A 23344-nucleotide genomic window follows, 5' to 3' on the forward strand; every position below is an offset into this window, starting at 1 on the left:
ATCAATAGCCTGTGTTCTGTGTCAGGTTTTGGTTAATATCCCTTTCTCTTTGGGGTATGGGAAGCAGGTTATGTCTTGCTGCCACGGGAACCCCGGGCTTGGCCTCGGTAACCTTTTCTTCCAGTTTGCCAAATCGAACCAAATCGAACCAACGATGGCCTTCCCACGTAAGTTCTTTTTTTCGTTCTTCCAGTATGGCTTCTTTGAAAGCTTCGTATCCCATTGCGGATAAATCTGGAAGAATATTGCGCTCCACGCCATCGGCAAATCTTGCCCTTTTCCGCACTTCATTGATGGCATCCAATGCAGCGGGAGTGCTTCCATTGTTCTGCTCATTCAACACTTCGGCATACATAAGTAATATGTCCGCATAACGGATGAGCTGAAGGTCATTGGCCGTATTGTTCACCAGAGGCTCGGCTACCCGGTCCCAATATTTTACGATATGGGGCGCATCAAATTCCACCAACACCCCGTTGATGACATCTTCGGTCATGAAGGTCACTTCTTTTCTTCTATCCTCATCATCAAAGGAATTGTACAGGGCCATGGTAGGTATCTCCAAGCCTCCACCATTGGGCCTACCGCCATATACCCCGCCTGGGAGTGTCCTGTAGACCAAATGTCCACCTTCCCACAGGGTGGTGAACAAATCCGTACCCTCCAAAAAGCTTATGGCAAACAAGACTTCCTTACCGTTGTTGTTGGCAATTTTGAAAACGTCCGCGTAGTCTTCCCAAAGCTCAAAACGTCCGCTGGTCATGATTTCTTCCAGCTTACTTTTTGCCAATTGAAGGTTTTCCCCTTGCTGAAGGGCTGCTTTTGCCATGTAAGCCTTGGCCGACCAGCTGGTGGGCCTACCATTGTCCACCCCAATCTGTTCGGAGGGAAGGCTGCTTTCTGCTATGGACAAATCTTCAAAAATCTGGGTGTAGACTTCGGAAACGGATGTCCTACCCAAGAAAGCACTTGAAGTAAATACTTTTTGGGGTTCCAATTGCAACGGTACATCGCCAAAGAAGCGCACCAATTCAAAATAGAGAAGCCCTCTCAAGAAATGGGCTTCGCCCAACAAATCATCTTTGGTATCCCCATTCATTTCAACGTCCGGGATGTTAACGATGGCCATGTTGGCCGCGTTGATGCCCAAGTAAAGATTGGACCAAATTTCCAATGCTATGGTATTCTCTGGTGTATGGGCCATTGCAGAGAGCTGGTTGTATCCATCCCCTCTATTGAAACTGGTTTCCCCTTCATCCGACAGCAAAGCATTCGCCGTCCAATAGTTGGCAAAATATAGCCCCTTGGCGTTCAATGTTTCATCAAAAGTGGCCCCCAAATGTCCATAAATCCCATTAATGGCCAATTTGACGTCCTGCTCTGTTTGGTAAAATGTATCCTCGGTATAAAAGGTCTTCACTTCCTCTTCCAAGGCACTTTCACAACCCAAGATCAAAATCAGGGCAGCGAAGTACATTCTATATTTTTTGAATTGTTTCATGATTTTGACTTTTAAAAGTTTACGTTAAGACCCAAGAGAAAGGTCCTTGAGGTAGGATATCCCCCAAAATCTGCTCCTGCACTAAGGTTGTTGTTCTGTCCTCCAAAGCTGACTTCAGGGTCCACTCCGCTATAATCGGTAAGGGTGAACAGGTTCTTTCCCGTGAGATAAAATCTAAGTTTGTTGATTTTCATCCTGGACAAAAATTTACCCGGTATGGAATACCCCAAAGTGGCCGATTTTAATCTCAAGTAAGAGCCATCCTCTACATAATGGTCGGAAAACACAATGTTCCGAGGACCATCCGCGGCCCTAGTGTAGGTATTGCTAGGGTTGTTCGGGGTCCATCTGTTTGAGAAAGCCTCCAACAGTACGTTACCTTGTCCATTTAAATTTTCAAGGTTGATCCTGTTGAAGTTGGCTATTTCATTGCCGTACACCCCTTGCATGAAAATGTTAAGGTCCCAGTTCTTCCAGGTTATGGTATTGTTTATCCCAAAGGTGTATTCTGGAATGGGATTTCCGATGAAGGTTCTATCGTTATCGGCGTCGATGACCCCATCTCCATTTAAATCCTTATACTTTCGCTCTCCGGGGGTAAAGGTGTCCGTTGCAAACCTTGGGGTTGTAGCAGGGTCATCATCCAATTGAACGATACCATCCGAAACATAACCGTAGAATGCTCCGATCTCGCCACCTTCCACAAGCAACTGCCAATTGTTAATACCCAGAATCCCAAAGCCTGTTGGAATATTGTCCAAGCCGGCCAAATCCAAAATCTTGTTCTTGTTATAGGCCCCGGTCAGGTTAACGTCCCAATTGAACTTCCCCTTGAACATTTGTGCATTGATGCCCAATTCAATTCCTTCGTTGCGCACACTTCCGGCATTGACCACACTTTGGATGTATCCGGTTTGTGAAGGCACTTGGAGGTTCAGTAACAAATCTTCCGTATTTTTTCGGTATCCATCAATAGTGAATCCCAATCGGTCATTGAAAAAACCGAGGTCCAAACCAATGTTGTATTGTTCGGTGCGCTCCCATTTAAGGGCACTGTTGGCCGGTGTGCTGGGCAATTGCCCCACCACCTCATTATCATTAAAGGAATGATAGGTAGGCTTGAATGTGGATTGCGCAGAATAGGGTGCGATGGACTCGTTTCCTATGATTCCATACCCCAAACGCAGTTTTAGATAGAGTCCTGAATCCTGAAGAAAATCTTCTTCCGAAACATTCCATGCGAAAGCCCCTGATGGGAAAAATCCATATTTATTGCCATCCCCAAATTTGGAGGAGCCATCAACCCGCGAAGTGGCCGTAAAGATGTACTTGTTGTCCAAAATGTAGTTGACCCTTCCAAAGTAGGATATCAATCTGGACTCTATGATGTTGGAACTGACCCCAGGGTTCAATCCAAGCCCCAAGTTGTTGGAACCGAAATTCTCCGTAGGGAATCCCAAGGCATTCCCAGAAAGGGACTCAATGGTAAAATCTTGCCACGAAGCCCCTACCAAGGCATTCACACGATGTCTATTGTTGAAGGTATTGGTATAATTCAAAGTGGATTCCGCCAAATAGCTGGTGGCCGTATTCTTGGCTTGGGCCGCAAATGCCCCCGGTGAATTTCCAAAATCGATTTCCTCAGTCCTAAAATAAAACTGTTCGTTGATGTTCAAATCCACCCCCAAAGTAGTCTTCAACTGTAGATTTTTGGCCACATCCCATTTAATGGCCAAATTGTCCAATATCCTTGTGGCCTTCCCCTTGCTTTCCGATAGGTTTTGATAAGCCACTGGGCTTGGGAAATTAGGAATCTGTTCTTGGATGTTGCTTACTTCGTTTACAAAGGTTCCATCGTCCTGAACAATGAAATTTCCTTTGGTATAATTTCCTTCAGGGTCAAAAACAGGTAACAGGGGATTAAACTGGTATGCCCCGGTTATGGCACTACTGGCCACTTCTACCCCGCCTGTGGTCTCGGTCCTAGCCGTATTGAAATTGGTCCTGTTCAAGCTCAAGGAGTTCTCAATAGACAATTTTTCCGTAGCCTTAAAATCGAGGTTTACCCGAAAATTGTACCGTTTAAAATCGGTTTCAATAACCACTCCTTCCTGATCTAAATACGACCCGGAAACAGCATACTTGATATCTTGGTTCCCTCCCTTTATGGAAAGGTCGTGGCTTTTGGTAATGGCGGTCCTAAAAATTTCATCCTGCCAATCGGTACCCACTCCAAAAGAGGTTGGGTTTGTATAAAACCTAGGGGCTCCCGAACCATTATACCTGGACTCGTTCACGTAAAATGCAAATTGTGATGCATTGAGCACATCCAGCTTTTTTATAACCTCACTGACCCCTAAATAGGTGTCGTAATTGATTTGGGCATCCCCGTTCAATCCTCTTTTGGTGGTAATTATGATGACCCCATTGGCTCCACGGGAACCATAAATGGCCGTAGCGGAAGCATCCTTCAACACATCTATGGAGGCAATATCGTTGGCACTCAAGGTAGAAAGGGCATTGATGGAAGGCCCCTCGGCCACACCTGCGGAAAGGTTGTCGCTGTTGTTGTCCACAGGGAAACCGTCTATTACATATAATGGTTCATTACTTGCATTGATGGAACTACTCCCTCGAATCCGGACAGAAGTGGCACCCCCGGGTTGACCCGAAGTTTGGGTCAATAACAGTCCCGAGACCCTTCCTTGCACAAAGTCATCGGCGGTAGTGGAACGTACCGACTCCAAATCCTCTGATTTAATCGTGGCAATAGACCCCGTAAGATCTTTCTTGGTCGTGCTTCCATAACCAATAATGACCACCTCGTCCAATTCATTCACATCCGTTTTCAAGGCCACATTGATGCTTCGTTGTCCGCCCACCGGAACTTCTTGGGAACTAAACCCCTGATAGCTGAAGACCAAGGTTACATCCCCACTCGGGACTTCCAAGGTATATTCTCCATCAAAGTTGGCGGAGGCACCAATGGCCATACCCTTCACCACTACGTTGGCCCCGGGTAGCGGAAGACCATCGTCTTCTGCGGTGATCACCCCTTGAATGGTAATATTTTGTGCAAAGGCCATAAGATTGCCAAGCACCAAAAAAATGACAACAAGGCCTTTTGTTCTGTTTTTCATAATCGTCATGTTTTTAATTCGTACAGTTGGCTATTAGTTGAAAGTCTTCCCCGGTATCTGGATTCTTGACCTCGACATCTCTATTTTCATTGATAAAACTGAAGGTGATATCCGCAATTTCCTGACTTGGCAAAGCATTGAAAAGCTGTCTGGGCCATATGGATATTTCCCATTGGTCATTGCCGGTACTGCGCATTTTGGTGATACTGGCATTATCGCACACCTCAACAGCTTGTCCGTCTATAACAGCCTTCGCACAGAGATATACATCAGTAGCCCCTGAAAGCGCTGTTGGTGATCCTTCGGGTCCCTTTGTGGCATCAAACCCAATATGGATAATGTCATCATACGTATATTCCGCCGGTTGAAAGGTCACTGGAAAGGGAAGTGGACCACAGAGGTCTATCAACGGATTGGACCCTCCGGTCACTTCCATGCAAGGGGTGAACCTTATATCGGTCTCTCCCGCAGTGATGCCGTACCCTGAAGTTCCCACAATATATCCCAGTTGTGTTTTAAGGTTATCGGTCCCGACATCCATGGAAAGTTGGATCTGTCCGGAAAAGTTTACGCCATTTGCACCGGATACCGTTTCATCGGAGATGAACACCACCCACTCTACCAGACCATAATTTTCACCGATTCCGGCAAGATCCATAATGGGAGTAGTATAATCCGGGTCGGCACCATTGGCCAGTCGCATGGTCCCATTTCCATTATCAGAAGTATAGGAAACCGTGGCATTGGAAGCTATGTCCCAAGCCTCAGGAGCCAAAACGCCAAATATAATGTTGTGGGCCGCATCTTCGGCAGGGGCAACATCAACATCTATAGTGATGTCCATTCTCTCTCCGACACCCATGGAAGAGGGTTGATTTACATTATTGATGGTAATGCACATGCTCAACAACAAAAACAGCAGAAACAGTGTTTTTTGCTGAAACAGGATGCGTTTTAGTTTGTATAGTTTGTTTTTCATTTCAGTGCATGTTAGTTTCTGGTTATTTGCTCAATCGGTATGTATACGTATTAGAGGTACAGCCCATAGGAACGGTCACTGTAAGCTCATCCCCACCGGAAAGCACTGCTCCCTGAATATCCAGGCTTGTACCATCCGAAAAATTGATCTTGGTAGGATATACAGGATCATCAAATGACCAGCTCCCACTCGCCTGCTCCAAAGCAAAAGGTGTTGTTAAATTGGAAAGGGTATACGAAGATGGTATCCCGTTTTCATACGATAATTGCAGGGAAAAGGATTGAAAATCTATAAGATCGGTGATATCGTTCCCATTCTGGAGCACTTGGTCAATCTTCCAGTCACCATCAATGTTGGTGACGAACTCGGTAAACCCTTCAGGGTTTTGTTCTGGGTCGTCATCACAACTTAATACAGCCATGACCGACAGTAATAAAATCAATCGCAAACATTTCATAAATACATAGTTTGAAGGATAGTTTAGTTAACGGTACACTTTGTTGAACAAGTCATCAAATGAAAATGGGAAGACCGAAAGCATTGAATCGACACTTCCTTCTTCCCATCATCCATTTTTAGAACTAAACCCAACAACTCAAATAATTCTATTAAAATATCATCTCTTTTACCCAACCCGGTCCATCTTTGGCCAATCAAAAATCAGGTACATTATGTTCATATGTTCATACATATGTTCAAATATAGATATTTATTGCATGTTGCCAAAAAAAATGTTTCTTTTTTGTCAATTCATTATTATAGCAACCCTTGAATTATTGATAGCCTAAATATGGCACTTATAGTAAACTTTGGCTGGGCCGCCTCAATAGAACCAATAAAACGTTTTCGTAAACTGTTTACCTATAAACATGTTCATATGTTCATACATAAAAAGTAATATATTTGAACAAAGTGAAATACGACCAACTTATGGAATTCTTGAATGCAGTTTTTGAGGAAATAATGAATTTTATGGGCTTCGCCAGCATACTGGAAGCCTTAAAAACAGAAAACTACGCCTTTTTCAAAAGTTTTGATGGTATCATGTCCTGTATCTTCCTAGCGCTTCCCATTTTACTTTTTGTTGAGTTCTTCATTGTTTTTTTCAGGGAAAGGAAACAATTAAAGACGTACAAAGTAAATTTCTTCATTATTGTCTTTAATAGGGTTATTGGCCGTATTCTTTCATTGGGCACCATTGTGTGGTGTATCGGTTTCTTTCAAGAATATGCACCTTTTCAGACCTCTTACACTTGGTATTGGTTCATTTATGGATATGTAGTCTGGGAATTGGGCAGTTTTATCTATCACTATTTTGGCCACAAAGTTCGTTTGCTCTGGTGCCTCCACTCCCCACACCATGCGGCGGAGACCATGAACTTATCTGTAAACCATGCGCATTTTTTTCTCGAGTTCCCGTATGCTGATTTTATCCGCACCGCAACATGCATGCTCCTTGGAGTTGACCCAAAGCTGTTCTTTTCCATTCTTCTGCTGGATATTACCTATGCCACTTTTATCCATGTTGGTGAGCATGTACTGCAAAAGGGACGTTTAGGGTTCCTTGGAAAACTTATTTTAACTCCCTCGCACCATCGGGTTCACCATGGTAGAAATCCCCTGTATATGGACACCAACTTCTGTAATCTCTTGAACATTTGGGATAGGGTTTTTGGAACCTATCAAGATGAGGAAGACCACCTTCCCATCCAATATGGTATAACCCGTGAGATGGATTCGGGAAGTTTCTTTGATGTATATTTTGGTGAATTCAAAGCACTCTACAAAGATGTGGTCAATGCTCCAGGCCTAAAAAACAAAATATTATATCTGTTCATGCCCCCGGGATGGAGTCATACGGGGGAACATCAAACCGCTAAACTCGTTCGCAAAAAATATTTGGACCTTCAAAAAGAAACTGCCCATATACGCTAAGCTATGAGAGATTCAATTTTCCCCACCTTTGCTTTCAGGTAATGCAAAAGCCATGATATACCCTCCTGGCTCATCCTCGTTTCCTGCCAGGGAAATGACCAAATATTGCTTTCCATCCATCATATAGGTACTGGGAGTGGCCGTTCCCGATGCGGGAAGCAAGGTTTCCCAAAGCAGTTCCCCACTATCCTTGTCGAAAGCAAATAGTTTTTGATCGTGGGTTCCCGTCAAAAACACAATTCCACCAGCGGTCACAATGGGTCCGGCCGAACCTCCCGTTCCCGTTATGGGTGCTCCTTCCTCTTGCAGGTCAGGATAGTTTCCCACTGGAATTTTCCACTCATATTCACCAGTGTTCAGGTTAATGGCGTTCAACATACCCCATGGTGGCTTAATTCCAGGTCTGCCTTCGCTGTCCCTGAAATACCCATAGGCCCGAATGTTCAAATATCTTGGTAGGGTATCCTGCTGTTCCTCAGTATTGGCCTTTTCATTGGCCTGCACTTCCTTAAGCCAACGATCCTCCCGTCTGGACCTTGCATTTTTTTGTTCGAACAGATACGCCAAAATAGCTTCTTCCTCTCCGGGAAGTACACTGGAAAACGAAGGCATTTTCCCGGCACCGTCCTCAATCTTTTTCAAGACTTCCCCACGATCCATCTTCATTTTCAAGCCCAAAAGTGATGGATAGTCGGGTTCCTGTCCATTTTTATCTGCTCCATGGCAACTCAAACAAAAATTCTTGTAAAACTGTTCCCCTTTTTCATACAGTGAAGCGTTTTCATCTTCGCTTTTCGTTTTTTCCACTCTTTTCAACATACTGATTTCGGGGGAATCATTGGATTTTACATACAGTACACTCGTATTGGGGTCGTAAGCGCCTCCTCCCCAGCTTGAACCTCCCCTGCTGCCCGGAAACATAAAGGTTCCTACGGTATCGGGCGGTGTGAAGAGTCCTTCATAACGATATGAATTGAATTCTTTCAACAAGGAATCGTGGGATGCTTGGGAGTAAAAACTTAAATCGTCCACGGTGATGGATTGCCTCGCATAGGGTGCGGGCTTAAGCGGAAAGGGCTGGGTGGGCCAAGCGTATTCCCCAGGTATATTGGATGCCGGAACCTCCCTCTCTTCCACAGGGAACAAAGGCTCTCCAGTTTCCCTATCCAACACATACAGAAACCCCACTTTGGAAGTTTGTGCAACGGCATCCACTTTTTTTCCGTCCCGTTCCAAGGTCACCAAATTTGGAGGTGCCGCCAAATCGTAATCCCATAGATCATGATGAATGGTCTGAAAGTGCCATATATACTCCCCAGTTCCCGCATCAAGGGCAACCACACAATTACCAAACAAGTTCATACCCACCCGGTCGGCACCATAATAATCATAGGTAGGAGACCCCAAGGAAACGAAGACCATGCCCCGCTTTTCATCCACACTCATACCGCCCCAATTGTTGGCACCGCCTGCATACTTATAGGCATCTTTGGGCCAAGTATCGTAACCGACTTCTCCGGGCTTGGGAATGGTATGAAACTTCCATTTTAAAGCGCCAGTCCTAATATCATATGCCCTAATATATCCAGGTTCAGCGCCATACAACTCAGAGACCTCGGTCCCCATGATCAACAGGCCACCATAGACAATTCCGGGCGATGTTGGGATAACCGAAATGGCGTCTGGGTCGCCCCTAAGTCCAACATTCATACTGGCCTTACCTTCTTCTCCAAAGGACAGAACAGGCTCTCCTGTCTCTGCGTCCACAGCAAAAAGCTGGTCGCCCGCGGTAAATAATATCCTTTTGTCGTCGCCATCCTCCCAATAGGTCACTCCCCTACTAACTCCTCCCCCGGTTCCTCCATCGAAAGGGTCAAAGGACCATACTAACTTTCCAGTACTTGCTTCCAGCGCATATAATCTGTGTCTAGCCGAAGTAGTGTACATTACCCCATCCACTACGATTGGGTTGGACTCATTTCTGGAAAATCTAGTGCCCTCTCGGGCATCGTTGGGCCTAAAGGTCCATGCAGGCTGCAGTTTGGCAACGTTTTCCTTACTTATCTGCTTTAAAGGAGAAAAACTACTGCTATGCTTATCCGCTTTGTAAATGCTCCATGTTCGTTCCATATGGGTGTTTTCTCCACATCCCACACTCAACAATTGTGCGCAAAGGATAAATCCAATGATTCTCTTAGTTTTCAATTTAGCTCTTTTTAAAAATGGTCGCTTAAATATAAAGCTCATATCCTGAACATTAATTTAAATTTTGTATGCTGATATCACAAATCGAATCATCAAATATGCATCTTGTTTCCAACGACATAGCAAAACAAGAGTATAGGGTAATGCCCTTTTCAAGTGTACTATTATATGAGCTGGAAAAGCAAAAGAACCTTTTTGTCCTCAAACGCTTTCCCAAGCTGCAAAGCCATATATCAACAGATTCACTAAACCAACTAAACCACATGAATTTCCACACCAACCTAAACCGACTGTGTTTCTTACTTCCCATATTTTTATTTGCCATAAGCTTGGGGCTACATGCCCAAGAATATGATCTACTTCTGAAAGGAGGTCACCTTATTGATACGAAAAATAATATCAATACCCCTATGGATATAGGCATTAAGGATGGAAAAATAAAAACCGTATCCAAGAGCATTTCTGTGAAAAAAACTGAAAAATCCATCGATATTTCCGGGTATTTTGTAACGCCTGGCCTTATAGATATGCACGTCCATGTGTTTATGGGCAACGAGCTGGATGACTATATTGCCAATGCCCAGACCAGTGTAATGCCGGATGGGTTTACCTTTAGGTCCGGGGTAACCACGGTTGTGGATGCAGGTTCATCCGGTTGGAGGAATTTTCCCTTGTTCAAAGAGCAAACCATTGACAAAGCCAAAACGCGGGTGCTGGCAATGCTCAATATTGTGGGTCATGGCATGAAAAGTAGGTTCGATGAGCAAAATTTAAGCGACATGAACCCTGAGATGACGGCTTACTCCATCACAAAACTCTATCCTGAAATTTTGGTTGGAATAAAAGCGGCCCACTATTGGGGCGGTTTCGACCAAGTGGATTTGGCCGTTGAAGCCGGTAAAAGGGCCAACGTCCCCGTAATGGTCGATTTTGGTGAGCATGACCCACCCAACTCCATAGAATCTCTGTTCATGGAGCATCTCCGTCCTGGGGATATCTTTACCCATACCTATTCCTATGGACCAACACAACGTGAAACCATAGTGGACGAAAATGACAAGGTGAAACCTTTTGTCTTCAAGGCACAGGAAAGAGGTATTATCTTTGATGTAGGCCACGGAGGCGGTGCATTTTCTTGGCGTCAGGCTGTACCTGCATCCCAACAAGGGTTTAAGGCCAATGTGATCAGTACCGACCTACATACCCAGAGTATGAATGCCGGAATGAAGGATTTAAGCAATGTTCTTTCCAAATTTATGGCCATGGGATTCTCTTTGGAAGATGTTATTGCCAGGGCAACTTGGGCCCCTGCAAAGGTCATTGGCAGGACGGACTTGGGGCATTTGGACGTTGGGGCCGAAGCGGATATCGCCGTATTCAGCTTACGTGAAGGAGATTTTGGTTTTTTGGATGTGCGAAGGAACACCCTTAAAGGAAAAAAGAAGCTGGAGACCCAACTCACTCTTAGAGCCGGAAAAGTCGTCTGGGACCTGAACGGATTGGCTGGAACTGAGTTCAACAATAAATAACATATGCAAAAAGTCCATTACAATGTATTAATTTGGCTATTCACAGCTCTTCTCAGCTCGGGCATCTATGCCCAAGAGGTTGATTTACTCCTTAAAAACAGACATGTTTTTGATCCAGCGAACCAGGTGGACACCATTGCCGATGTTTCCATTTTAAATGGACGAATCTCGGAAGTTTCCCAAAATATTTCCAGTAAGACGGCCAAAGTGGTCGTAGATGCAACAGGATTGTATGTGGTACCAGGCTTGATCGATACGCACACCCACGTTTTTGTTGGCCCTGAGGCGAAAAAATTTGCCAATGGAATCTACAGTCTATCCCCTGACGATTTCAGTTTTAAGGCAGGGGTCACCACGGTTGTGGATGCCGGAACCTCTGGTTGGCGAAATTTCCCCCAATTCAAGGAACAGGTCATAGACCATTCGAAGACCCGCATCTTGGCGTTTATCAATATTTCTGGCTATGGGATGACCGGGGATGAGCTTGAAAATGACATCAGTGAAATGAATGTGGCCAAGACCGTGGAAATGATTAACCAATATCCCAACACCATCGTTGGCATCAAGATTGGGCACTACAATGGTAAGGATTGGACACCATTCAATCGCACTATTGAAGCTGGGGAAAAGACCAATCGACCCATTTTTGTGGAATGCCATCTGCCCGAATACACCTTGGAGGAACAGTTGGCCCATATGCGGCCCGGGGATATCATCACCCATACTTTTGAAAACATCTCGGAACGTAGGCCCATTGTAGATCAAAATGGTACCGTTTTGCCTGTGGTAATGGAAGCCAAGGAACGGGGCATTCTCTTTGATGTGGGACATGGAGGTGCCGGCTTTTGGTTTGACCAAGGCATTCCAGCCATTGAACAGGGATTTTGGCCCAATTCATTTGGTACAGACTTACATAGGTTTAGCATGAATGCCGGCATGAAGGATTTCCTCAACGTCATGTCCAAATTCCTGAATATGGGCATTCCCTTAAAGGAAGTATTCAAGCGTGGTTCCTGGTATCCTGCCAAAGCTATTGGACGCAATGACTTGGGCCATTTGGGTGTAGGTGCCGTCGCTGATATAGCCGTACTCCGGCTTAGAAAAGGATCATTTGGCTATATCGATGCCCGTAACAATTTGCTCAAGGGCTACCAAAAATTGGAAGCGGAACTCACTATAAAAGACGGTAAAATTGTGTGGGATCTAAATGGACTGGCCGCAAATCCTATTGATTAGTACACCTATACATCCCTAAAAACCAACCTATTCATTACTAAACTCCAATCGCGCAAATACCGGTAAGTGATCGGATGGATACCTAAGGTCTTTTGAATCGCTTAGGATAGAACTCTTAAGAACTTTAAACCCATTGGAAACAAAAATGTAATCGATTCTTTTGTCCACAGGTTTGCTAAAATCAAACCCATTGAAGGTTCCGTTTGGACCAAAGGCATTGGCCCCTGCCTCAACATGAGTGTCCTTCATCTGCTGAACAATCAGTTGGATGCCTTTACTATCGCTTTCCAGATTAAAATCGCCCATCAATACTGTTGGATGATTATCAGGATTCAACTCTTTTATCTTTTGCAGGATGAGTTGGGCACTTTCTTCGCGTGCCTGCACACCTACATGATCAAAATGGGTGTTGAACACAAAAAAAAGAACTCCGCTCTTTTTATCTTTAAAAAGCCCGTAAGTACAAATTCTGGGCAATGCGGCATCCCAATCCTTGGAAGGGACTTCCGGTGTAGTGGACAACCAAAATGTACCTTCTTTGAGCAATTCAATATTCCCCTTACTATAAAAAATGGCGGTAAACTCCCCTCTTTCGTCACCATGGTCACGCCCTATTCCAAAATAGGTGTAATCTTCAAGACCATTGTCCATATCCTTAAGTTGATTGATAAGCCCCTCTTGTATCCCAAAAACATCAGGTGCATAGAAATTCAATTGGGAAATGAGAAAATCTTTTCGATTGTCCCAGTGGTTAGGTTTGTCATTAGGATTATCGTAGCGGATGTTATAAGTCATCACATCTATAGTTTGTGCTTGGATCCCGTAAAGGACTCCCAATATAAAGACAAGGGTAATGTACTTTTTCATGGTTTGGTTATCTGTTCTATTGTTTTGCGGTCTCTAATGAAATGGCAAGCTACTTTTTTCCGGGTAATTGCCACATTATTCCATGTTATTAAAAAATTAGGTGTGCTCTTGCTCCCCTTTTAATGTTTTGTCCACTTCGTTAAAAATTTCAGGTCTATCGGCCAGGACAACCAATTTGTCCCAAGCCTCTATTACCGTTGAACCGTGTGGGGTAACGTAGCCATCATCCCTTTTGATCATGGCAATAATAGCGTTCTTGGGAAAACCCAATTCCACTATTTTTTTATCTGCAGCGAAGCAATTCGGGGACACTAAAATCTCTTTCATTTCCGCTTTTGGGTTTTCCGCCAACAATAAATCGGTTGGGCTGGCTCTTTTTACTTTTTCCGGCAATGCTACATGCAACCATTTTGCTACAATGGAAAGTGTGGTTCCTTGTATAAGTATTGAAGTCACCGAAATAAAGAATACAATATTGAAGATCATATTCGCCTTATCGATTCCTGCCAACAAAGGATAGGTTGCAAACACAATAGGTACTGCCCCCCTAAGACCTACCCAAGAAATATAGAACCGTCTTCTGAGCTTCATTCTGTAGGGCAAAAGGCTCAGGAAAACACCCACAGGGCGGGCTACCATGATCAAGAAAAGTGAAATGAGCAGACCTATACCCATAAAAGGAATCACCTGTTTTGGGAAAACAAGCAACCCCAAAGTCAAGAAGAGTACAATTTCCATTAACCACGCCAAACCATCATACATTTTTAAGATGGTTTTTTTGTGGATCAAATCTTGGTTACCCAAGTACACGGCACATATATAAATAGCCAAAAACCCATTTCCGCCCACAAAATCCGTAGCTGAAAAAGTGGTAAACATCAAAGCAATGACCAAAACAGGGTAAAGTCCTTCAAAATCCAGTTTAATCTTATTGATGATAAACTTACTGAGCTTTCCAAAGGCAAAACCACTAAGTCCACCCAAAACCATTTGCTGGAAAAACATGGGAACAATCGACATAAAACTCTGGTCTTGATTGACCACCAAGGTCAAAAAAGCGATGGTAAGGACATAGGCCATTGGATCATTACTACCACTTTCCAACTCCAATGTAGGTCTAAGGTTAGCCTTTAGTGCCAAACTCTTGGACCTTAAAATGGAGAATACCGCAGCCGCATCCGTGGAGGACACAATGGAACCCAGCAACATACTTTCATAAAACGTAAAATCCGTAATATACCATACAAACAATCCCAAGGTCAACGCAGTGAACAAAACTCCCAAGGTAGATAGGGTCACTCCTTCCTTGAGTATGGGTTTTACGGCTTTCCAATTGGTATCCAGTCCACCAGAGAAAAGAATAAAATTTAGGGACACTATACCTATGAACTGGGCAATCTTGGGATCATCAAAATGAATTCCCCCAATCCCATCCGAGCCAGCCAACATTCCTACCGCCAAAAAGAGCAACAAGGTAGGGACGCCAAACTTATAGGAAGTTTTCCCTGCAAATACACTCAATAGAAGCAACAGGGAGCCTACCAACAATATGTTCTCAATGGTCAAGTTCATTTACGGTCATTCAAAAAAAACGTGCTCAACAAAGGTATTGCTTCATCACCTGAAAACAGCTAATGCAAATTATCTTTTTTTGGAATATGGCAGGCTTTTGGATAGGTTATAACATTTTAGGATTGATGGCCAAGTTCCTAAACAATTTTGCCTTGGTATGGAAAAATTTATTCTCCATTTCATTCCGTTTTAAATAGGTGTCGATGAGTTTACTTTCCCTTGAATTGATCAAGAAAAGTGAACTTTCCCCAAAACCGAACTTGCGCTCCTCAGCCTTTAGCAATGCAGTGTAGTCCGTTACGATATCGGCAATCAATTGGTTTTGGACTTCGTAGGATTCCAATTCCCCATAAATGGCAAATACCTTGTTTTGAAGTGCCACCTGTGCATTGTCTCTTTCAAACTCAGCATCCATAAGCTTAAATTTGGCTAATTTTAAATCACCTCTTTCTTTCCTTAAAAAAAGCGGGAGCTGAAACGTAACGCCGCCTTTAAAGTTATCCACGAGAAGGGAGTTTATCCTATCCGGTGTTTCAGTAATGAAATTATACTCTACATCCAGTTTGGGGAGCAGTTTGTTGGCTTTTAGCCGTTTATCCACTAAAAGCTGTTCTATTTTATATTCCAAGGAACGTAGCTTGGGATGGTTTTCCATACTGAAACTGTCCAAGGGTTTGCCCAAAATCTCCAATACATCATCTATCTGGCCTGCGGTATCCAAGTCTGGTCCCACTTCGGGTTGTAATTCCACAGGAACATCGTTTATCCATAAAAAATTAGAGAGTTCAAGGGATTTTTTCAATAACTCCACCTTACTCTGCTCATATCCCAAAGCACGGTTTCTTACTGCTATTTTGGCCTCTACAGTATCGATCATGGCCACATCGCCAGCCAAGGCACTTTGGCGAACGCCTTGAAACCGGGTTTGGGCGTTGCCCAAAAAATCCTTGAAAACCAATGCATCCCGATATGCCTTCAACCAATCAAAATAAGCAGCTGACGCATGATAGAGTACCTCATTGACCATAATATCCTGATCTGCCTTGGTCTGCTCCCTATACAGTTTGGCCTTTCTCAAGGTGGCCATACGTTCGTTGATCCAAAATCCTTTTCCCAAAGACATGGATATACCCGCACTGTACAAGCCATCTTCGGGAAGGGTTTCATCAGGGTTTAGGTAAGCCCCTTCGCGTTGATCAAAACTTCCTTTTAACTCAATGCCAAACCATGTAGGTATCTTGAAAGTTGTGTTGAGACGGTCCCAATATTCGGTTCCCTTGAACTCTTTCCGGTCATAATCCACTTCAATCTTTGGGTCAAAGCCTCCCCTAGCCTTCATTAAATTAGCCTGACCTACGTTTAATGTCAATTGGGCTTGTTTTGCAATGGGGTGGTACTTTTTAACATACCCTAAATATTCTTTGAACCCTAACACCAAGCTATCCTGCTGTGCAGAAGCTCCAAAAACCATGAAGAAACAAATACCTATAAAAATCCGCATTTTACTTCTTTTCTCCATCCTTGTTTGTGTTTTGGGGTTGATAGTAATTTGGCGGGAAGCCGTTGAGCTGCCTCCACAGTTCAAACCAAATGGGGACATCTTCCAAAAGAGCCATGGTCATGGCGCCCGACCCTACCCTAATATCCTTGGGCCATGGAACATCTTCCTCATCCGGGGCCAATAACACGCGATACTTTCCATTGGTACTTATAAAAGTCTCTATGGCCACTATTTTTCCACCGAAAGTACCATAGGAGACATTGGGCCAACCACTGAAAACCAAGGCAGGCCATCCATCAAACTGAATACGCACCTTTTCTCCCAAGTTGACAAGCGGTAGGTCTATGGGGTTCACATAGGTTTCAACCGCCAGATCGTATTCCGAAGGCATAATTCCCACCAAACGGTCACCTTCCTTAAAAGTTTCCCCTATTCCGGATTGGATGGCTTTATTGATATAGCCATTTTGTGGGGCCCTTATATAAAGTAGGCTGTTCCGCATTTCATAGTTGGTGTACTCATTTTCCAATTTCGTCACTTGGGCCTCGGAGTCAAATTGGTTGGATTGGGCCGTGAACAGATCGCTCTGCGCCTTGGAAATCTTATCGGTATATTCCGCCTGTACCCTGTTGATTTCCACCTGGGCATTAATGACCTCATTCTTGCTGGCCAACCATTTATTTTCCTGTGAAACCAACTTTGCCTGTGTTTCTTGGAGCTTCAACCGCTTTTCTTCCAAATCGGTCACTGCTTTCAATCCTTCATTTTCCAACTGTACCACCCGATCATATTGCCTTTGGGCAATAGCAATATTGGTCTTGGCTGCTTCAAGGTCAATACTATCGCTTTTTACCTTTAATTTAGATTGCTCCCATTTGTTCTTTGCCTGCTCCAGTTTTAATCCGCGCTCTTGGGTCAAAGCCCTGATCTGTGTTTCCAAAGCCTTTACCTTTTCTTGGTACGAGGTCACGGCCATTGACTTTGCCTTGATCTGTTTTCCGGTGCGCTCTACCAAACTGGGGTCAAAGTATTCACTCTTTACTTCGGAGATGTGGAGAATCGTGTCTCCTTTTTCCACATAGTCCCCTTCCCGAACATACCATTTTTCTATACGCCCCGGGATTGGGGATTGAATGGTCTGAGGTCGTTGATCGGGAGTTAAAGTAGTTAAATAGCCCCGACCAGATATCGTCTGGGTCCATGGGAGAAAAAGAATCCCCAAAAGGATTATGGAAAATACAGCCAAAAACCTATTGAACTGCTTGTAATGTCGTTTGTGGATAACCTTGGCACCTGCCTGGAACCTGGATAAGTCCACTTTTTGATTCAACTTGTTATGTGAAATGTTCAGCATGGTCCTTAACTTGGATTGATCAATTTTCCGTTTTCTATGGTCAGTATCCTATTGCATCGACCTACCCATTTTGGGTTTTCACTTACAACCACCAAGGCCCATCCATTCGAAGAATCAGTCAGAAAATCCATTACTTGTTCTGCTTCTTTTTCTTCAAATTGGTCCAATGGGTCCTTAAGAATCAAGAGCTTTGGTCGGTGCACTACACTACGGGCCAAAACAATTTTCTTTGAAATGGTGTGGGGAATCTTTTTCCCTTCGGGATAAAGCATGGTCTGGAGTCCATGGGGTTGTTCCTTCACAAATTGTGTAAGGCCTGTTTTCTCCAATACCCAGTATACATCTTCCATGGGAATACTCTTATTGTCAAAAGTTATATTCTCCAAAATGGTACCTTCAAACGGATATTCTTCTGTTAACGATTGCCCTAAAAGTGAGCGATATTCGTTAAGATATATCCCTTGGAGCGCTACATTGTTCACATAGATCTTGCCTTCATTGGGTTCATGAATCCCCGCAATTAATCGAAGTAGTGTAGATCGCCCCGATCCGCTGGTGCCTTTTAGCAAAATAGCACATTGGGGAGTTATGGTAAACGATATGCCATTCAAGATTTTTTTATCCCTACCAGGTACGGTATAGGTCACATCCTGAAGTTCTACCGTGAGCCCGTTAGTGCCCTCGAAAGGTGTTTCACCCTGTTGTGGCTCCATCTCCTTGTCCACTACCTGTCCCATTTTTTCAAGGGAGGTCAATAAATCATAAAAGGTTTCCAGTCCTAAAATGAGTTTCTCAACCGAGCCAATTACCAACAGAATGATAATCTCTGCCGCTACAAACTGACCTATGTTCATTTGTTGGTCCAATACCAAAAGTCCTCCAATCAATAACAAGCCTGCCGTAACCAGCACCTTAAACCCTATCATCTGGATGAATTGCAGCACCAATATCCTAAAGTGACTTTCCCGTGCATCCAAATAATGAGCCACTAGATGATCATTCCTGTCCATGGCGTGCGACGTCTTCCCGGAAAGTTTAAAGCTGATAATCGATCGGGAAATTTCCTGGATCCAATGGGCCACTCTATACTTATGTTGGGACTCCTCCAAACTGGTCTCCAAACCCTTTTGGGCCGTAAACTTGAGCACCACATATATTAAGAGTACCAAGAGTAATCCATATAGAATAAAAAATGGGTGGTAAAAAGACAGTAACAAAAGACCAAATACAATTTGTAACAATGCAGCGGGAAAATCAATCAGTATTTTGGAGAGTGATTTTTGAATCGTGAGCGTATCAAAAAAACGATTGGCCAATTCTGGCGGATAATGGTTGCTGAATTCGCTCATCTTGATTTTCGGAAACCGATAGGCAAACTCAAATGAAGACCTAGTAAATATTTTTTGCTGAACGTTTTCTATGATTCTGATCTGCATTAGTTGCAAGGCGCCGACAAAGGCTACCCCAACGGTCACCAAAACTACAAGAACCACCCATGAGGTACTTATCTGAGCACCTTGTATGAGATTGATGATTGCTTGAATTCCCAATGGAAGGGAAAGATTGACCAATCCAGCAAAAATTGCATAGTAAAATACCTGAAAGATATCCTTCTTATCCAAGGTAAGCATGCCCATCAGTCGTTGCCATGCCGTTAGAATGTTCTTAGCCATTGGGCTTTGCTTTTAAAGTTCTAAAAATCAAGTCTGTAAAATATTCGGTTGGGGTTACCGTTTCGTTGCAATTGGTAAGTGCAGGGAAGTGTTCTTTCAAAAAAAACTGGTGCAGGGTTCCTTCCATGACCATACTGGCCAAACTGGATGGATATGGGTATTCTGGATCTACAGCAATAATCATCTCACTGAGCCTGTCCACCAATCGTTTATAAATGGCAAAATACCCTTGTTTGTTTTCATTGTCTACCTCTTTGGTAAGATATGATTTGGAGTACTCATTAATTACGATTTTGTTCAATATCACTTCATTGATGTGGGTAAAGGATTCATCTTCCTCAACAGTCTGGGCAAGTATTTCCATAGCTTTTTGCAATTTTTCAACACTATCCGAAATACCATGCGTTGCAAATACCAACTTATATTCTGTCCAACCCCAATACCATGAAGCCAAATAGAGCAACAACTTGTGCTTGTTCTCAAAATAACGATAAATGGAGCTTTCATTGGAGCCAATCTTTGTTCCCAACTTTTTAAAGGTGAAACTTTCAAAACCAACTTCATCTATCATGAGAATACCCTGCTCAATGATTTTTTTTCCCAAGGAAGATGATTCAGGGTCCTTCACATAGAGTTTTTCATTGATTCCCATCTTAAGCGACTGCATCAACCTATCCATACTTCATATTTTAAAACTAACAATCGCAAATATAATAGTATTACTATCAAAATGTGATAGTTTAACTTTCAATTAACTTTATGTAGTGAGTACAATAAGAATCCAATGTGATAACCTAATCAGAAAAGAATACCCAAATAAGGGTAGTGAAAATAGAACGCGTTTTAAAACACCATTTATTCTGTTTTGGTTATCCTTAGCCTATCAGAAAAAAGCATTGAAGTGTCAATATTTTTTTTAAGGGAAAGTTCGTATAATTGTATTTGTGTATTTTTAACACAAAAAGTCAAGCTGAACAATATGCACACAAATAGACCAACTGATAAAACCCTTGTAGGTGCTTTCAAATCTACCTCTCATGAACCAAAAAGAGCCCTATTGTTGCTCTGCATGCTTTGTTTTGTGCCATTTTTGGTATGGTGCCAAGATGCTCCTACCAAAAAGTTACTTGTTTTTTCCAAAACCAAAGGCTTTCGCCATGAATCCATTGAGGTGGGCATTGATGCCTTACAAAAACTGGGGACCGAAAATGGCATCAAGGTTGAAGTGACTGAAAAATCCAAATGGTTCAACTCCAAAAAACTCAAGGAGTATGATGCCGTCCTCTTTCTAAGCACTAGTGGAAATGTATTTAACCGAAAGCAAGAGACCGCTTTCAAGAACTTCATACAATCTGGTGGAGGTTTTATGGGAATCCACGGGGCATCCACAACAGAATATGAATGGGACTGGTATGGCAAACTGATCGGTGGTTATTTTGATGGGCATCCAGAACCCCAGGAAGCCACACTCATTGTCCATGACAACACGCATTTGTCTACCCAGCATTTATCCGAAACCTGGGAACGTTTTGACGAATGGTACAATTTTAGGTGGATGGATGAGAATTTCAATCTCCTTATTTCTGTGGATGAGTCCACCTATACAGGCGGAAAGCACAAAAACGTGCATCCCATATCATGGTACAAGCCCTTTGAAGGTGGACGAATGTTTTATACCGCTTTGGGCCACACCAAGGAATCCTATTCTGATGAACGTTTTTTAAATCATGTTTTAGGAGGTATCCTTTACGTTATGGGCAAATCCGAAAGTGAATAAAACTCCTCCCAGTATGTCGACCCAAATGCAACCAATCCCTGCAAAAGATAACTCTGTCTATCCATGGATGACTTTTGTGTTGCTCATTGGAATTATTTTTGCCTCAGGATGCAAATCTGAAAAGGAACCTAAATGGAACGGAGACATCATCCAGGGTAAAGCCTTATTTAATCAATATTGCGCTTCTTGCCATGATTTGAGGATGAATGGCATGGGACCAAAGTTGGGAGGAATAACCGCAGTAGTTGAAAAAGATTGGCTTCTACAGTTTGTACAGAATCCCGAAAAACTCATTAAAGACAAGGATGAACGGGCAACAAAGCTGTTCGATGAGTATAAAAGTTATATGCCATCCTTTTCCTTTCTGCCGCAAGAAGAGGTGGAATCCATACTTACCTATATCCATAAAACATCGGATAGTTTGGGATTAACCTTTGACAGCAGTGAAGCAGAGATTTCAAAAAGTGAAGATTCCTCCCAAAGAACCGAACCGGACTTAAGCACGATTCCAAAAGTACAACACTCCAACTTATCCATTGTGCTGGAGGATTTCATGAAAATGCCCAAAACTGGAGAAAACCCACCTTCCAGATTGGCCAGTATGCGCTCCGTTCCCTTGCAGAACGGAGAGTCACTGCTTTTTGTCCATGATCAAAGAGGAAGTATCTACCAATTGCAAAACGGAAAGGCCACTGTTTTTCTCAACCTAAAGGATAGAACAGACAACTTTATAGATGGTCCGGGGCTTGCATCGGGGCTTGGTACTTTTACCTTCCACCCAGAGTATTTAAAAAATGGAAAAATCTATACCATACATACTGAAAAACCGCAAGGCGTTACTCCCGACTTTCCATTGGGAGAAGGAATGGAAGTGGCCATGCAATGGATTCTTACCGAATGGGTGAACAGTAATCCCACACAACCCATTTTCCAAGGAAGCAGGAAAGAACTGCTCCGAATTGATGTACCCACCCGATTGCACGGTATGCAGGACATTATTTTTTCAAACGTTACTGATCAAAACGATCCAGATTATGGCATGTTATATCTGGGCATTGGAGATGGGGGCGCTACCATTGCTGGTTATCCAGAGTTATGCCATAGCATCCACTCCCCTCTTGGCACCATCCTTAGAATAGACCCCAAAGGGAACAATTCCAGAAACGGAAAATATGGAATCCCAATGGATAATCCTTATGCCAATAGTAAGGACGGTGGTGTATGGAAAGAAATATATGCTTATGGGTTTAGAAATCCGCATCGGATTACCTGGATCGGGAAGGGAGAAAACGCTCGCCTTATCGCAGCAGATGTGGGAGAATTGACCGTGGAAGAAATCAATATGGTAAAGCCGGGCAGTGATTATGGATGGAACGAACGTGAGGGGTATTTTGGAATCAACCCAAAAAAAATAAAAGAACTTTATACCCTTACCCAAAGCGATATGCGGTATGAGCTTCCTTATGCGCTCTTTGGCCATGAAACCGGGAATGCCATATCTGGAGGTTATGTCTATGAAGGTCCCATCAAAGAACTAAACAATCACTACATTTTTGGGGATATTGTCCAAGGAAAAGTCTTTTCCCTCAACGTGTTTTCTACGGAACCTCAACCCATTCCCATCAAAGAACTTGGTGTATTTTATAATGGGAAACATACCCATTTCAAAAAAATCGTTGGAAACTCTCGAACAGATCTTCGCATAGGAAAGGATGGGAAAGGAAATTTCTACACGATGAACAAAGCAGATGGCACTATCCGAAAAATTACAGGAGTAGTACCCCATAAGACTCCATAACTCCAAGCTGGAAAGAACATAGAAATAAGCTTTGCACTTCAAATTTTAAGCAAGAATCCATAATTCTCTGGTGTACATCGATATACCATCCTTTTATCAAGCAAGCATCCAACCAAAACATTGATTTACAGCTAAAAATTTGTCCTGAACGACATAAATTCTTTTGCGCATATTAAATGTCACTATATTTATGACACACATAAAAATAACAACATTTTGAAACCTAATAAATCAGAAAAAGGAACAACTCAAAAATTTTTTATCTTACATAAGCTTT

General features: G+C 43.1%; 16 protein-coding genes. 5 read left to right on the top strand and 11 right to left on the bottom strand.

Annotated features, from left to right (window positions below; genetic code table 11):
• Position 1 precedes the first annotated feature (1 nt).
• The 4 genes from ACP14V_RS10265 to ACP14V_RS10280 are packed head-to-tail and all read right to left on the bottom strand — an operon-like array spanning position 2 to position 6077.
• Positions 2-1501, bottom strand: a complete 1500-nt coding sequence (locus ACP14V_RS10265; protein WP_272610443.1) for a RagB/SusD family nutrient uptake outer membrane protein — start codon at positions 1499-1501, stop codon at positions 2-4.
• A gap of 11 nt (positions 1502-1512) precedes the next feature.
• The gene (locus ACP14V_RS10270; protein WP_272610444.1) at positions 1513-4641 is read right to left on the bottom strand and encodes a SusC/RagA family TonB-linked outer membrane protein; all 3129 of its coding nucleotides are present in this window, start codon (positions 4639-4641) and stop codon (positions 1513-1515) included.
• A 13-nt stretch (positions 4642-4654) separates the two neighbouring features.
• Entirely contained in the window at positions 4655-5620 is a 966-nt protein-coding gene (locus ACP14V_RS10275) for a DUF4961 domain-containing protein (RefSeq protein ID WP_272610445.1), read from the bottom strand.
• Between the two features lie 22 nt (positions 5621-5642).
• Positions 5643-6077: a DUF5004 domain-containing protein gene (locus tag ACP14V_RS10280; RefSeq protein WP_272610446.1), complete on the bottom strand. Its 435-nt coding sequence runs from the start codon at positions 6075-6077 to the stop codon at positions 5643-5645.
• A gap of 455 nt (positions 6078-6532) precedes the next feature.
• Between ACP14V_RS10280 and ACP14V_RS10285 the strand changes: the two genes are divergently transcribed.
• Positions 6533-7555, top strand: coding sequence for a sterol desaturase family protein (locus ACP14V_RS10285; protein ID WP_272610649.1), 1023 nt, complete (start codon positions 6533-6535; stop codon positions 7553-7555).
• 12 nt (positions 7556-7567) lie between these two features.
• Here ACP14V_RS10285 and ACP14V_RS10290 read toward each other — a convergent pair whose 3' ends face one another.
• Complete coding sequence (locus tag ACP14V_RS10290) at positions 7568-9760, bottom strand: PQQ-binding-like beta-propeller repeat protein (protein ID WP_272610447.1); 2193 nt, start codon at positions 9758-9760, stop codon at positions 7568-7570.
• Positions 9761-10023: 263 nt separating this feature from the next.
• Here ACP14V_RS10290 and ACP14V_RS10295 point away from each other — a divergent pair, with 263 nt between their 5' ends.
• A complete protein-coding gene (locus ACP14V_RS10295) occupies positions 10024-11289 on the top strand; it encodes an amidohydrolase/deacetylase family metallohydrolase (RefSeq protein ID WP_272610448.1) in 1266 nt (421 codons plus the stop codon).
• Between the two features lie 3 nt (positions 11290-11292).
• Complete coding sequence (locus tag ACP14V_RS10300) at positions 11293-12525, top strand: amidohydrolase/deacetylase family metallohydrolase (RefSeq protein ID WP_272610449.1); 1233 nt, start codon at positions 11293-11295, stop codon at positions 12523-12525.
• A gap of 27 nt (positions 12526-12552) precedes the next feature.
• Here ACP14V_RS10300 and ACP14V_RS10305 read toward each other — a convergent pair whose 3' ends face one another.
• The 6 genes from ACP14V_RS10305 to ACP14V_RS10330 form a co-directional block, all read right to left on the bottom strand.
• A complete protein-coding gene (locus ACP14V_RS10305; protein WP_272610450.1) occupies positions 12553-13392 on the bottom strand; it encodes an endonuclease/exonuclease/phosphatase family protein in 840 nt (279 codons plus the stop codon).
• Between the two features lie 96 nt (positions 13393-13488).
• A complete protein-coding gene (locus tag ACP14V_RS10310) occupies positions 13489-14964 on the bottom strand; it encodes a potassium/proton antiporter (protein WP_272610451.1) in 1476 nt (491 codons plus the stop codon).
• A 106-nt stretch (positions 14965-15070) separates the two neighbouring features.
• The gene (locus ACP14V_RS10315) at positions 15071-16483 is read right to left on the bottom strand and encodes a TolC family protein (RefSeq protein ID WP_272610452.1); all 1413 of its coding nucleotides are present in this window, start codon (positions 16481-16483) and stop codon (positions 15071-15073) included.
• Positions 16467-17819 carry an HlyD family secretion protein gene (locus ACP14V_RS10320; RefSeq protein WP_272610453.1) on the bottom strand — a complete coding sequence of 451 codons (1353 nt, stop codon included), beginning with the start codon at positions 17817-17819 and terminating at the stop codon, positions 16467-16469. The genes ACP14V_RS10315 and ACP14V_RS10320 overlap by 17 nt, the downstream gene beginning before the upstream one ends.
• 5 nt (positions 17820-17824) lie before the next feature.
• The gene (locus ACP14V_RS10325) at positions 17825-19492 is read right to left on the bottom strand and encodes a peptidase domain-containing ABC transporter (protein WP_272610454.1); all 1668 of its coding nucleotides are present in this window, start codon (positions 19490-19492) and stop codon (positions 17825-17827) included.
• Positions 19485-20171 carry a TetR/AcrR family transcriptional regulator gene (locus ACP14V_RS10330; RefSeq protein ID WP_272610455.1) on the bottom strand — a complete coding sequence of 229 codons (687 nt, stop codon included), beginning with the start codon at positions 20169-20171 and terminating at the stop codon, positions 19485-19487. The genes ACP14V_RS10325 and ACP14V_RS10330 overlap by 8 nt, the downstream gene beginning before the upstream one ends.
• A 300-nt stretch (positions 20172-20471) precedes the next feature.
• On the opposite strand from ACP14V_RS10330, the gene ACP14V_RS10335 reads away from it, so the two are divergent.
• Together ACP14V_RS10335 and ACP14V_RS10340 are read left to right on the top strand one after the other, a co-directional pair.
• Positions 20472-21269 (top strand): ThuA domain-containing protein, encoded by a 798-nt coding sequence (locus ACP14V_RS10335; RefSeq protein ID WP_272610456.1) that lies wholly within the window; start codon positions 20472-20474, stop codon positions 21267-21269.
• Between the two features lie 13 nt (positions 21270-21282).
• Positions 21283-23067, top strand: coding sequence for a PQQ-dependent sugar dehydrogenase (locus ACP14V_RS10340; protein WP_272610457.1), 1785 nt, complete (start codon positions 21283-21285; stop codon positions 23065-23067).
• Positions 23068-23344: the final 277 nt, after the last annotated feature.

The organism is Flagellimonas alvinocaridis (genome assembly GCF_965248585.1).
GTDB classification, from domain to species: domain Bacteria; phylum Bacteroidota; class Bacteroidia; order Flavobacteriales; family Flavobacteriaceae; genus Flagellimonas; species Flagellimonas alvinocaridis.